The sequence below is a fragment of the Niveispirillum sp. SYP-B3756 genome, from assembly GCF_009495745.1.
Classification (GTDB): Bacteria; Pseudomonadota; Alphaproteobacteria; order Azospirillales; family Azospirillaceae; genus Niveispirillum.
The window spans coordinates 287,603-301,591 of sequence record NZ_WIDQ01000006.1 but is presented as its reverse complement, the minus strand read 5'-3'; the positions used below and the strand labels follow the sequence as shown (position 1 = coordinate 301,591).

General features: G+C 62.9%; 6 protein-coding genes and 1 riboswitch. Of the genes, 4 read left to right on the top strand and 2 right to left on the bottom strand.

The features are described from left to right. Positions 1–92: 92 nt before the first annotated feature. The 4 genes from GE253_RS14870 (at position 93) to GE253_RS14855 (ending at position 10,407) form a co-directional block, all read left to right on the top strand. Complete coding sequence (locus GE253_RS14870) at positions 93–752, top strand: glutathione S-transferase family protein (RefSeq protein ID WP_153204893.1); 660 nt, start codon at positions 93–95, stop codon at positions 750–752. Between the two features lie 126 nt (positions 753–878). Continuing rightward, positions 879–2,957 (top strand): S46 family peptidase, encoded by a 2,079-nt coding sequence (locus GE253_RS14865; protein ID WP_211101473.1) that lies wholly within the window; start codon positions 879–881, stop codon positions 2,955–2,957. Between the two features lie 685 nt (positions 2,958–3,642). After that, a riboswitch (glycine riboswitch) is annotated at positions 3,643–3,731 on the top strand. 302 nt (positions 3,732–4,033) lie between these two features. Continuing rightward, positions 4,034–7,054, top strand: a complete 3,021-nt coding sequence (locus tag GE253_RS14860) for a TonB-dependent receptor (protein ID WP_173012651.1) — start codon at positions 4,034–4,036, stop codon at positions 7,052–7,054. Between the two features lie 98 nt (positions 7,055–7,152). Next, positions 7,153–10,407: a S41 family peptidase gene (locus GE253_RS14855; protein ID WP_173012650.1), complete on the top strand. Its 3,255-nt coding sequence runs from the start codon at positions 7,153–7,155 to the stop codon at positions 10,405–10,407. Between the two features lie 46 nt (positions 10,408–10,453). Here GE253_RS14855 and GE253_RS14850 read toward each other — a convergent pair whose 3' ends face one another. Beyond that, positions 10,454–11,992, bottom strand: a complete 1,539-nt coding sequence (locus tag GE253_RS14850; protein WP_211101472.1) for a carboxylesterase family protein — start codon at positions 11,990–11,992, stop codon at positions 10,454–10,456. A gap of 17 nt (positions 11,993–12,009) precedes the next feature. Continuing rightward, positions 12,010–13,971 carry a glycoside hydrolase family 3 N-terminal domain-containing protein gene (locus GE253_RS26550; protein ID WP_153204887.1) on the bottom strand — a complete coding sequence of 654 codons (1,962 nt, stop codon included), beginning with the start codon at positions 13,969–13,971 and terminating at the stop codon, positions 12,010–12,012. Between the last annotated feature and the right edge of the window lie 18 nt (positions 13,972–13,989).

The following is a 13,989-nucleotide window of genomic DNA, read 5'->3' as shown; positions in this document are numbered from 1 at the left end:
ACCGTCGGGGACAGGACCGCGCTATGTAGGCGGCAGGAAATGCAATTCGGCCGCCCGGCGACCCGCCGGGCCTTGCCCGGAGATGTGGTGTGATGAAGCTCTATGGCGCGTTGCTCAGCCCCTATGTGACCCGGGTGGTCCTGGCCATCCGCTTCAAGGGATTGGACATTCCCCTGGTACCGCCACCCGGCGTGGGGTTGAAATCGCCCGAATATCTGGCCATCAATCCCTATGGCAAGATGCCGGCCCTGGATGCCGGCGATGCCAGTATCATCGAGTCCGAAGTCATCTGTGAATTCCTGGACGAACGGTTCCCGGAAAAGAAGATTCTGCCCGGCAATGATGTGGCGCGTGCCCGCGCCCGTATCATCAGCCGCGCCATTGATCTTTATGTACTACCGGCCTTGCTGGGCCTGCTGGGCCAGATGAACCCGATCAACCGCGATGCCGCGCTGGTGGCGGAAAAGCGGGCGGAGCTGCGGCGCGGGCTGGATGGGTTGGAAACCTTTATCGAAGCCGCCCCCTGGTGCATGGGCGATGCCTTCACCCTGGCCGATTGCGCCGTCGTGCCCGCCTGCTTCTTCCTGCAGAAATTCCTGCCGGCCTTCGGGGTGATGGATGTGTTTGAAAATCATCCCAAGCTGGGCGCGGTGTGGGACCATGCCAATGGCGACCCGATGGGGGCCAAGCTGATCGCCGAGATGACCGACGCCCTGGATGATTTCATGCGCCGTCGGGCCGCGAATAGTTAACCCGATAGGGCCATTTGGCACAGCCGGTTGACCGCCGCAACAGGCGGGCGCATGGTTGCGCCCGTCACGCGCCGGCACGGGCGCGGGCAATGCAATCCAACGCGAAAAAGAACAGGAACCAAATCCATGGTGAAGCCGATGCGCCTCGCGGCAACGACCGCCGCGACGATCGCCTTGATGGTGGGTGTCGCCCATGCCGATGAAGGCATGTGGACGCTGGACAATGTGCCGACAGCGGCAATCGCCAAGGCCACCGGCTTCACGCCGGACCCGGCCTGGCTGAAGAAGGTGCAGCTTTCCTCGGTGCGTCTGGCCGGCGGCTGCTCCGGCAGCTTCGTGTCCGGCGAAGGGCTGGTGATGACCAATCACCACTGCGTCGCCGACTGCGTGGCCGAACTGTCCAGCGCCAATGATGACGTGCAGGCCAACGGCTTCCTGGCCAAGGACCGCGCCGATGAGCGCAAGTGCGCCGGGATCGAGGTCAACCAGTTGACCGATATCATCGACGTTACCGACAAGGTGAACAAGGCGACCGCCGGCAAGAACGGGCAGGATTTCGCCAATGCCCGCCGCGCCGCGCTGACCCAGATCGAAAAGGAATGCGCCGGCAACGATGCCGCGCTGCGTTGCGACGTGGTGACCCTCTATCAGGGCGGCCGCTATAATCTCTATAAGTATCAGCGTTATCAGGATGTGCGGCTGGCCTTCGCGCCGGAGGCCGGCATCGCCGCCTTTGGCGGCGACCCGGACAATTTCAACTTCCCGCGCTACTGCCTGGACATGTCGCTGCTGCGCGTCTATGGCGCTGACGGCAAGCCGTTGAAGAGCCCCAACCATTTCAAATGGTCCAAGCAGGGCACCAAGCCGGGTGAAGCCACCTTCGTTTCCGGCCATCCCGGCTCCACCTCCCGCCAGCGCACCATCGCCGAGCTGGAATTCGTGCGGGATGAGGTGGCCACCTCCTACCTGTTCTATGCGCAGGAGCGTCGCGGCCGCCTGATCGAATTCGGGCGGGAGAATGCTGATCGCCGCCGTGAGGCGTTCGAGCCGCTGGCCCATACCGAAAATGGCATCAAGGTCTGGCATGGCCGCCAGCAGGCCCTGGCCGACAAGGAATTCTTCGGCGCCAAGGTGAAGGCCGAACAGGAGCTGCGGGCCAAGATCGCCGCCGATCCCAAGCTGGCGGCCGAGGTGGGTGATGCGTTCGAGGTGATCGCCAAGGCACAGGACCGCTACGCCCAGTTGTTTCCGCGCTATGTGATGCTGGAACGGATGCGCGCCTTTGACAGCGATCTGGCGGGCTTTGCCCGTTCGCTGCTGCGTGCCGCCGATGAAAGCAAGCTGGCCAATAATGACCGTCTGCGGGAATTCAGCGATGCCCGCCTGCCGGCCCTGAAGCAGCGCCTGTCCAATCCGGCCCCGGTCCATAAGGATCTGGAAATCGCCATGCTGTCCTTCTCCCTGACCAAGCTGCGGGAGGCGTTCGGCCCGGACGATGCCATCGTCAAGGCGGTGCTGGGCAAGCAGTCGCCCGATCAGGTGGCCAATGCCGCCATCACGGCCAGCAAACTGTCCGACCCGGCGGAACGTCTGCGCCTGTTCGAAGGCGGCAAGGCCGCCATTGATGCGTCCGACGATCCGCTGATCAAGCTGCTGAAGGCCATCGATCCGGCCGCCCGCGCCAGCCGCAAGGCCGTGGAAGATGAGGTGGAAGCCCCAGTGGAGCAGGCCCAGGCCCGCATCGCCAAGGCCCGCTTCGCCATCTATGGCGACAGCGTCTATCCCGACGCTACCTTCTCGCTGCGCCTGTCCTACGGCAAGGTGCAGGGCTGGGAGGAGCTGGACGGCCATCAGGTGGAACCCTACACCACCTTCGCCGGTGCGTTTGAGCGCGACACCGGTGCCGCCCCGTTCGACCTGCCGACCCGCTGGGATCAGGCCAAGGGCAAGGTCAACATGTCCACGCCGTTCGATGCCGTGACCACCAATGACATTATTGGCGGCAATTCCGGCTCCCCGGCGCTGAACAGCAAGGCGGAGGTGATCGGCCTGGTGTTCGACGGCAATATCCACAGCCTGTCGGGCGACTATGGCTATGAGCCCAAGCGCAACCGTACGGTGATGGTGGATGTGCGCGGTATGACGGAAGCTCTGCGCAACGTCTATGGTGCCGACCAGTTGATCAAGGAGCTGGGGGTGAAGTGATATCCCTGCCCCCGCCCATCCCCCGGGGATGGGCGGGGAGTCTTCTTTGTTACTTTCAAATGATCAGTATGGAAACACCGGGCGTTTCCTCATGCATACAGCGCTATTATTTCTGATTATACCAACGGTCATAATTCATGACCGTTGGTACGGTGGCGACCGCCGCCGCGCCGCTCATGCGGCGTAGCCAAGCCAGCGGATGCTGGCGCCGGCGACTAAGGGGCAGGAAAGATTGACCAACGGTCAAGATTTCATGCCGCTGGTATTATAAGATAAGCTCCCTTTTCATCCTCTGGCCCCCATCTGCCAGGAAGGCTTGGGCACGGTAATATAGGATCATCGTATACGAAACCCTTTCTTGCCGCCCGCGCAGCCTGCATATGACAGGCAGAGCGGCAGGTAAAAATTATACGGTATTTTTCATGTGATTATGTTTGGGGGATGCGAGTGATTCTGATCCCGCCGCCACTCATTCAATTGCCCCCGATCATGCGACAATCTGCCACATGTTCGACCCAGACACCCAAACAGACGGCTGTATGAGAGGGAACCCGCAGCCCGCCTATGTTGCGGTGCGCAGAAGCCCCCTCTCCCTTTATTGCGATCCGATAGTGCGTTAGCTTGTTTCATTACACAGCGTGGCTTGACAGCGCATCATTCGCTAAGCCACCTTGAAACCCGTTAGCAGGAGCACATGGGAGAGACCGGCCCCGCGCCGGCGCCGAAGGAGCAACCGCCCCGGAAACTCTCAGGCAAACGGACCATGTGTCTCGGGATTACAATCTGGAAAGTGACGGAAGCTGCGGCAGGCCGTCCGCCGACGGGGTAATACTCTCAGGCAAAAAAACAGATGGGGCGCCGAGAAGCACTGAAACCGCTTTGGGGGCGCAGCCATGTCCATCACCAGTTAATCCCTGACGCCCGGATTGCGGGCGCCCACTCCTCACAGACACTCACATCAGCATGACCTGCCGACGGCAGGGAACGCCGTTTCCATGCCACCCGTCAGCGGTCGGCAACGGGAAAGCTGCGCCCTTTGCACAATGATCGGCGGGATGCGCGAGCAGGGAAGCAAAATGAACAGGATTCTCAAGGCGGCGCTGCTGGGCAGCGGTTCCGCGATCAGTCTTTTATTGTCCGCTGCTGCCCTGGCACAGCCGGCCGACACCAATTTGCTGACAGCACCGGCCACGCCGACGCCAGCCGAAACCGTGCCCGCCGCCTCATCCGTCACCGATACGGATGAACTGGATGAAATTGTCGTCACCGGTTCCCGGCTCAGTTCGGAATATAACAGCCCCACCCAGGTGCAGGTGATCAAGGCAGAGATGGCCCGCAATGCCGGTGCCTTCGATACGGCCAGCATCATCAATCGCGCTGTGGCGGCCATGGGATCGCAGCAGATCAACAACCGCCTGTCTGCCACTGGGGCGGGCGGCATGGTGGTGGATGGCGGCAACAATGCCCAGACCATCGGCCTGCGCAATCTGGGCGCAGGGCGCACGCTGGTGATGCTGAATGGCCACCGGCTGACGCCGGCCGGCACCGGCAGCCGGGTCGGGCAGGTCGACCTGAACACCATTCCCTCTTCCATTATCGATCGGGTGGAGGTGCTGACGGGCGGCGCCTCCTCCATCTACGGGTCCGACGCCATTGCCGGCGTGGTCAATATCATCCCCCGCCGTGCCTCGGCCGGGCTGGAAATGGCCCTGGATAGCAATGTCACCCAGCATGGCGGGGCTAATTACGTCCAGGGCTCCCTGTTCTGGGGCAAGGATTATGGCGACGGTTACATCAATATCGGTGCGGAATATCGCCGCCAGGAATCCCTGAAGAACCGCCAGCGGTCCCGCACATCCTGCGCCCAGGATTATGTCTTTGATGCCGCCACCGGCCAGCGCGCCGATCTGCTGGATGCAAGTGGCAATATCAAATGCCGCAACCTGAACCCGACCGGCATTTTCTTTGACTACGGTATCTATGGCGGCTGGTTCCAGTATGACCCGACGCCTGGCAACCCCGCCTATCCGGCCTCTGCACTGGGACTGCGTGCCAGCCTGCCGGATTGGGTGCGCGCGGCCCGTGGTGGCTATCCAGAGACCTATACCTACGGCACCAGCGACAGCCCCGCCTATCAGAATGCCGACAGCATCTCCCCGCTGGAAACCGGCAGCCTCTATATCTCCGGCGCCTATCAGGTCAGCAATGATGTGGAAGCCTATGGCAATCTGCTGCTGAACCGGCGCGTCTCCTCCTCCGACACCTGGCAGTTCCTCTATCCGCTGCTGTCCCCGACCAACCCTAATAATACGGTGGCAAAAGGCCTGATCCAGGCCAGCGACGGGTCATCGAACGGGCTGGTGCAGCCACAGATGAATATGGGGCAATATCAGCGCCAGACGGTGAATTACGGTCAGGCCATCGGCGGTCTGCGCGGCACGCTGGACATGCCGCTGCTCAATAACAAATGGTCCTGGGATGTTTCCGGCCATGCCGGCCGGTCCGATGGCCGTTACAGCAGCGATTTCTTCTATAATGACCGGTTGGACGCCGCCACGGCGCCGGGCGTGGCCTGCGATCCCGCACGCATCACCATTTCCGGCCCCGCCAACTGCGTTTCCATCCCCTGGCTGTCCAAGCGGTTCTTAGTGGACCAGAACTGGACGCAGGAAGAACGCGATTTTCTGCAGGGGCGGGAAACCGGGCGCACCAAGTTCGATCAGGCCGGTATTGACGGTTCCATTTCCGGATCGCTGTTCGATCTGCCGGCCGGGCCGCTGGATGTGGCCACCGGCTTTGCCTTGCGCTATCAATATCTGAACGATACGCCGGGCTACAATGCCCGCAATGGGAATTACTTCGCCTCTTCCACCGCCGGCATCACCAAGGGTTCCGACACGGTACAGGAACTGTTCGGGGAAATCGGTGTGCCGTTGCTGGCCGATCTGCCGCTGGTGGAAAAGCTGACCTTCACCGGGTCCGGCCGCTACACGAAATATCGTAGCTTCGGGTCGGATGAGACTTACAAGGCCGGCCTGGGCTGGACGGTTGCCTCCTGGATATCCCTGCGCGCCAGCACCGGCACCTCCTTCCGCGCGCCCTCGCTTTATGAGCTTTATCTGGCCAACCAGTTGAGCTTCTATTCTTATTTCGATCCCTGCAGGCGTTATGGCGACAGTGCCACCGCCACGGTCACCGCCAACTGCGCCGCCCAAGGCTTCGCACCGGATTTTGATCCGTCCAATACCGGCATCACGGCCGTGACTGGCGGCGGCAGGGGGCAGTTGGAGGCAGAAACCTCCCGCAACAAGAATATCGGCATCGTACTGACGCCGAGCTTCGCCAATCTCAGCGTCGCGGTGGATTATTACAGCATCGCCGTCAATAACGAGGTGGCGTCCTATGGCGTGGGCAGCATCATTAACCGCTGCTACAACAACCCCACTTTCCCTGGTAACAGCTTTTGCGCCAAGATCATCCGCGACCCGACGACCCGCGCCATTACGGCGGTTGATGACCGGCTGGTCAATCTGGCCCGGCAGAACCAGCGCGGTATCGATCTCTCCCTCAATTTCCGCCAGCCAACCGATTTCGGCAGCTTCGGCATTGACCTGCAATGGAACTGGGTGCTGGAAAACGTGCTGCGCCGGGACGAAACCTCTTACGAGGATCGCAACGGCCTGTCTGGTAATCCAAAGACCACAGGCTGGGTGGAAGCCAATATCAATGTTGGCAAATGGACCGGCTTCTACGGCTTCAACTTTATCGGCCCCACCAACGACACCAAATATTATGAAGATGGTAATCTGTTCACCTACTGCAACGCCTATGCCGGGCGGAGCCAGCCCGGCAACCGTAATGACTGTCTGAAGGTGACGGAGAAGCTGAAAGTCGGCAGCTACATGACCCATTATGTCAGCGTGAAATATCAACTGGTCGAGGACATGTTCGCCCAGCTTGGCGTCACCAACATGTTCGACAAGAAGCCACCGGTGATGGGGTCCGACAGTTTCACCTATCGCACCGGCTCGGTCCCCAGCAACCTGTATGACCTGCGGGGCCGCACCATCACCTTCCGCTTGGGCAAGACCTTCTGAGGTCGGTTATAAAACCGGCGGCCACCGCCTTGGCCGCCGGTATGCTTCGCGCGATAAAGAAGATCAGGGAGAGGGTTTTGCGCCTGTTGAACATTCGCATGAAGGGTTGGCTGCTGGCCGGATGCGCCATGTTGGGGCTGGCCAGCATCGCCCAGGCGGGGCAGCCCCGGCTGCTGCGCTACCCGGATATCCACGGCAATCAGGTGGTCTTCTCCTATGCCGGGGATTTGTGGATCGCCGCAACCGATGGCGGGGCGGCCCGCCAGTTGACCAACGGTCCGGGGCTGGAACTTTTCCCGAAATTCTCCCCCGACGGCAAATGGATCGCCTTTACCGGCCAATATGGCGGGGATGAACAGGTCTTCATCATCCCGGCCAGCGGCGGGGCCCCGCGCCAGTTGACCTGGTACCCCGCGCGCGGGCCAATGGCCCCGCGCTCAGGCAGCGATAATCAGGTGACGGGCTGGAAGCCGGACGGGTCGGCCGTGCTGTTCCGCTCCTTCCAGGATGTACCGCAGGCGACCGATTCCCGGCTCTATACCGTTTCGGTGGATAATGGCACGGTAGAAACCCTGCCCATGGCCCGCAGCGGCAGCGGTGCCTTCTCCCCCGATGGGAAGAAGCTGCTCTTCTCCCCGCTGTTCCGCGATTTTCGCACCTGGAAGCGTTATCAGGGCGGTTGGGCACCTGATCTCTATATCGCCGATCTGCAGAACCTGACGCTGACCAACATCACCAACACGCCGCGTACCGAGCGTGACCCGATGTGGACCGACAAGGGCATCTATTACCTGTCCGACCAGGACGGGCACATGAACCTGTATCAGGCCGGCGCAGACGGGGCCAATCCCCGTAAGCTGACCGATTTCACCGAGGATGGGGCCGACTTCGCCAGTGCCGACGCGGCGGGTGATGTGGTGATGCAGTTCGGCGCCGGCCTCAGGCTTTACGAAGCAAAAACCGGCAAGGTCCGGCCGCTGGATATTGACGTTCCGGCCACCGATGTCGACCGGATGCCGCGTCTGGTCGGGGGGACAGAAACGCTGGAATGGAGCGCCCTGTCCCCTGACGGGCAGCATGTGGCGATCATCAGCCGTGGCGATATTTTCATCATGCAGTCCGACCAGCAGGGGGCCGTGGTCAACCTGACCCACAGCCCCGGCGCGCATGACCGCGATGCCGCCTGGTCGCCCGATGGCGGGCGCATCGCCTATTTCTCCGACGCCAGCGGGGATGAGGAAATCTGGGTGGTGCCCGCCGGCGGCGGCACCCCCCGGCAGGTGACGAAGAACAGCCAGACCCGTTATTACCGCCCCGTCTGGTCGCCCGATGGCGCGCATGTGGCCGTGCTGGATCGTGAAGGCACCCTGTTCAGCATCGACATGACCAATGGCGAACGCCGGCAGGTGGGCAGCAGCAAATCCTGGGATCTGCGCCAATATGAATGGTCGCCCGATGGGCGCTATCTCGCCTATGCCGAGTTACAGCCCAACGATATGCGCACCCTGCGCATCTGGGATTCGCGCAATGGCCAGGCCGTCACCGCCACCGACCCCGCCTATGACAGTGGGGAACCGGTTTGGTCGCCGGATGGGCGCTATCTGGCCTTCCTGTCCGTGCGCGATGTGAACCTGCAGATCAGCGAGACAGAGTGGAACTTTGCCGCCACCCGGCAGACACGGCTTTATCTGCTGGCCCTGCAAAAGGACACACCCAACCCCTTCCCCAATGGCAGCCCCGCTGGCACCGAACCGGACAAGGGCAAGGACAAGGCGCCGGAGAGCCCGCCGCCGGTGGATATGGACGGGCTGGCCGACCGGCTGATCCCGGTACCGATCGGCAAGGATAATTACAGCGATCTGAATTTCGGCCCCGGCAACAGCCTGCTGTACCGTATCAGCGATCCCGCCAGCTTCGGGCGGGAGGGGCCGAGCCAGGGAACGCTGTTCGCCCTGCCGCTGGGCAAGGAGAAGCCCAACAAGATCACCGGCGACCTGATGGGGTATGAGTTGGACCGGCATCGGCAAACCATCCTGCTGCGGCAGGGCAAGGCCGATCTGCGCGTCGCCCCCATCAGCCCCGGCGGGCTGGCGGGGGAGCCCAAGCGCCTGGAGCTGGAGCGCATCAACCTGCGCATCGACCCGCCGCAGGAATGGGCCGCCGTGTTCAACGAGGCGTGGCGGCTTTACCGGGATTATTTCTATGATCCCGGAATGCATGGCCATGACTGGAAGGCCATCGGCGATCATTACCGGGCTATGCTGCCGGCCCTGGGCAACCGGGCTGACCTGAATTACATCCTGGGCCAGATGATCGGCGACCTGAATGTCAGCCATGCCTATGCCAATGGCGGGGATCAGGATCTGCCCAAACGGCCCGATACCGGCCTGCTGGGCGCCCGATTCACCTTCGACAAGGCGGCCGGGCTGTGGCGGATCACCAAAGTTTTTGAAGGGGACAGGGCCGATCCGCTCTACCGCTCGCCGTTGAACGCGCTGGGCAGCAAGGTCCGGATGGGGGAATTCCTGCTGGCCATTGATGGCGTGCCCCTGGATGCCAGCACCCATCCCTATCAGGCCCTGGCCGGCAAGGCGGGACAGGTGGTGGAACTGGCGCTGGGCCAGTCCCGCAATGTGGAACGCCGGCTGCTGGTCCGCACCCTGCGCAGCGAGGCCCCCCTGCTGCGCCATGAGGAGCGGCTGGCGGCCCAACGGCTGGTGGAGAAATTGTCCGGCGGCCGCGTCGGCTATGTCCATATCAGCGACATGACCAGCAACGGCCTGACGGAATTCGTCAAAGACTGGTATGGCCAGTTGCGCAAGGACGGGATCATCATCGATATCCGGGGCAATACCGGCGGCAATGTCTCCCGCATGATTCTGGAGCGGCTGTTGCGGCCGGCCTTCACGCGCGGCTTCGTACGCGGCGTGCAACAGCCGCAAACCTATCCCTGGGGCGGCTATACGCAGGTCTTCACCGGGGAAATGGCCATGCTGGTCAGCGAGACCACCATGTCTGATGGCGACACCATGGCCTGGACCTTCAAGCAGACCGGGCGCGGGCCGCTGATCGGCAAACGCACCTGGGGCGGGGTGATCGGCATCGGCGATCTGGGGCCCTTGCTGGATGGCGGCAGCGTGACCGTGCCGCAATATGCCCTGGCAGGCCCCAAGGGCGAATGGATTGTGGAAGGCGAAGGCGTCACCCCGGATATCGAGGTGGATTTCGACCAGCCCGCCCTGCGGGGCGAACCGGATGCGCAACTGGTCACCGCGGTGCAGAATGTGCTGTCGCGCATCAAGGGCCATCCCGGTGATCTGGGCGGCCCCCAGCCCTATCCGGTCAAGCCGTAACCGGAACGCGGCCGGCGTTGTAAGCGCCGGCCGCTGCATACCAACCCTATTGCGCCGTCTTTTCCACCAGATCCAGACGGGCACGGTAGGGATCATCGACAAAGCGCGGGCCTTCCTGGGTGAAATTCAGGATCTTGTCAGCCTTGGGATCATAGGGGCCCCAGGCGGGGCCACCCTTGGCCGAGGGCACGCCATCGCGCGCGAATGAGACGAAATATTCATGCGCCGCCTTGGACGTGGCCTCGTCCGCCGGCGTCACCTGACCCGGATAGCGCACATTGATGGTGCGGAAGAAATAGGGGATTTCGCTGGCGTGCATGGCACCCGGCGTCTTCTCCCGGATGGAATCAGCGACATAGGAGAAGCGATAGGCAAAGGTCGGTACGCCCCGAGCCACAGCGGCGCGGGCGACATAGCGGGCCGGCTCAATAAAGCCGCGATCGCCCATGATCTTCCAGATCACCATCGTGTCATTGGGGGCGGCATACAGGCTCTTGGCCTGCTCCGCCAGTGGGCCGAAGCTGGCCAGCACCGGCGCCACATCCTTGCCCATAGGGAAACCATCCATGCCGGTGGCCCCCACCATCACCGGCACCTTGGCGGACCCGCCGCCTTCGGCCAGGATCAGGGCCGGGTCGCGCGTCACCAGCTTGCCATCAACAATGGGGCCGGTCATGGTGCGCGGACCGGCGGTGAAGAGAGACGCCATGCTGGCATCGGCCACCTTGTCCGCCGGCAGGGCACGCAGGGCCTTCAAGCCGGTCGGGCCTTCATCCGTCACCCCGACGGATTGGGCAAAGGCAAGCCCGACCTTTTCCGCCGCACCTAAATCCAACATGCTCATCAGGCCGCCGGGGCGGCCCCCACCAGACATGGCGATGGTCTTGGCAAACAGGCCCTTGGCCGGCTCCAGCGCCTGCAGCACATTTACCGACCGGCCGCCGGCCGATTCCCCGAAAATGGTGACGTTGGCCGGATCGCCCCCGAAGGCGGCGACATTGCGCTTCACCCATTCCAGGGCCGCTACCTGATCCATATAGCCGAAATTGCCCGTCGGCTTGCCCCCCGCCTCCGCCGTCAAGGCCGGATGGGCGAAGAAGCCCAGACGGCCGATCCGGTAATTGGCGCTGACCAGAATGACGCCGCTTTCGGCAAAGGCGCTGCCATCATAAACACCGGGCGAGGTGCCGCCATTGACGAAACCGCCGCCATAAATCCAGAACATCACCGGCAGCTTGGCCCCCGGCTTGGCATTGGCCGGTGCCCAGACGTTCAGATAGAGACAATCCTCCCCCACCGGGCCGCCCAGCGGGGCGGCATCGCCGGGGAACGGCACCTGCTGGCAATCATTGCCGTATTCCTTGGCCGGTCGCACCCCCTGCCAGGGGGCGACCGGGGCCGGGGCCCGCCAACGCAGATCGCCCAGCGGCGGGGCCGCGAAGGGAATACCCTTGAAGGCCCGCACCTTGCCCTGTTCCACCCCTTCTAGCGTACCGGACGAGACTTTCACCTGCGGGGCAGCGGCCAGCGCCGTACTGGCCAGCAAAGGCAGGGCAATGGCGGCGGCAATCAATCGACGTAGCATCAGCAGAACTCCAGGCTTCAGGAACCGTGACGGAAACCGATTTTGTAAAGCGGATCACCGCTATCGGCAGGCAGGGCTGGCGACTGTTTGGCCACCGACTGCATGTTGGACGGCAATTCAAACGGCAAGCGGCCCTGCGGCGCCACCTTGCCGGTCAGCGCATCGAACAGGGCCGCATCGGTGGCCCCGAACTCGGCAATCAAGGTGGCGGCGTGCGGCTTGATATTGGTCAGGATGGCGGGACGGTCCATGTAAACCGTGACGATCACCGGCACCTTGGCCGCCGCCTGGCGCACCAGGGCCAGCCCGGCATCACCTTCTTTGAAATCAATGTCGCCTTCATGCTGCATCCGCCCGAAGAAGTGATTGGGATGCAGGGTCTGGAACGGGGTTTTCAGACGGATCAGGGCGATATCCGCCTGATCCGGGCTGGCCACGATGGTGAAGCCGGCGGCCTTGGCCGCTGCCTCATCCACGCCATGGATGAACAGGCGCTTGCCCCCGCCCGCCGGCAAGGGGGCCGGGCCCAGGCGGTTTTCCAGCATCACCAGCGCCTTGGCCTGCACCTGACGCCCCTCCGCCAGCACATCGGCCCGGCCGATGATCCCAGGGGCGGCAGCCGGATCGACGAAGGGATTTTCGAACAGGCCCTGTTCGAACTTCAGTTCCATGATGGTGGCGACCGCCGCATTCAGCCGGCTTTCCGGCAGCAGCCCCTGTTTGACCGCCGCCAGCAGCGGCAGACCATCATTGACGCCACCGAACTGGTCAATCCCCGCCAACATGCCCTTGGCATAGCGCTGCGGCTGGGTCAGATCCTCCACCCCCCAGGGGGTGGCAATATCCTTGGGCTGCTGCGGCGGGTTGCCGGTGCGACAGCTTTCATTGCAGTCATTGGTGATGGCCCAGTCCGACAGGATCAGGCCCTTGAATTTGTGCGTGCCGCGCAGCAGATCGGTCAGCATCTGCTTGTTATAGCCGCCGCTGACGGCTTCCACCGGTTTGCCATCCAGGCTCAGGCCCTTCTGGATGGTGTAGGTGGGCATCACCCCGGTCACACCCGCCTCAAACGCGCCCAGGAAGGCGGCGACATGGCGGTCAAAGCCGCCCTTGGTGAAATCGGTGAAGCGGCCATAATAATTATGCCCGTCGAACCCGTCGATCTGGGCGCCATAGCCTACCCAATGTTTCACCACGGTGGTGACACCACCGGGGGCCAGGCCCTTATCACCCCCCTGCATCCCCTGCACATAGGCTTTCACCTGAGCGCCGACGCGGGCCGGGTCTTCGCCGAACGTACCGTTGATGCGCGACCAGCGCGGTTCGGTGGCCAGATCAGCCTGCGGTGACAGGGCCATATGGATACCGACGGCGCGATATTCCGCCCGGATGCGATCAGCGAAATGCCGGGTCAGTGCTGGATCATCCAGCGCGCCAAAGCCCAAGGTTTCCGGCCATTGGGAAAAACCGCTCGCCTTTACACTCGCCCCACCCACCACCTGAAAATGGTTGCGCGGGTCGGTGCTGATGGTCAGCGGAATACCCAAGCGGGTGCCGGCCGCGATCATCTGCAGGCGGTTATTTTCCGCCGCGAAATCGGCGGGGGCGATGGCCATGCGGGTGATCAGGCTGTTGACATGCTGGTCGCGGATGATGGCTTCCGCCGCCGGCATGTCATAAGCGGGGCCAGGCGACAGCGGCCCGCCCTGCACCGGGGCCGTGCCATGCACCGCGGCCCCGGCCTTTTCTTCCAGCGTCATCCGCGCCACCAGATCGGCGGCGCGGGCCTGCGGTGACAGGCGCCAATCCTCATAGGGTGACAGTTTGCCGTCGCGGTCCAGGTCGCGGAAACGCAGACCATCGACGCTCACCTGCGCCCCATCGGCCGGCAAGGCCGGCTGCTGCGCGGCGGCAAAGGCGGTCAGGGCTGCGAACGGCAAAGTGGCCAGAAGCAGCAATTGTTTGAATTGCTTATGCATTTTTTTCCTCCCTGCTGC

Bases quoted from the DNA above. Each gene is read 5' to 3' on its own strand.
- GE253_RS14870 (WP_153204893.1), top strand. From the start codon at position 93: ATGAAGCTCTATGGCGCGTTGCTCAGCCCCTATGTGACCCGGGTGGTC.
- GE253_RS14865 (WP_211101473.1), top strand. From the start codon at position 879: ATGGTGAAGCCGATGCGCCTCGCGGCAACGACCGCCGCGACGATCGCC.
- GE253_RS14860 (WP_173012651.1), top strand. From the start codon at position 4,034: ATGAACAGGATTCTCAAGGCGGCGCTGCTGGGCAGCGGTTCCGCGATC.
- GE253_RS14855 (WP_173012650.1), top strand. From the start codon at position 7,153: ATGAAGGGTTGGCTGCTGGCCGGATGCGCCATGTTGGGGCTGGCCAGC.
- GE253_RS14850 (WP_211101472.1), bottom strand. From the start codon at position 11,992: ATGCTACGTCGATTGATTGCCGCCGCCATTGCCCTGCCTTTGCTGGCC.
- GE253_RS26550 (WP_153204887.1), bottom strand. From the start codon at position 13,971: ATGCATAAGCAATTCAAACAATTGCTGCTTCTGGCCACTTTGCCGTTC.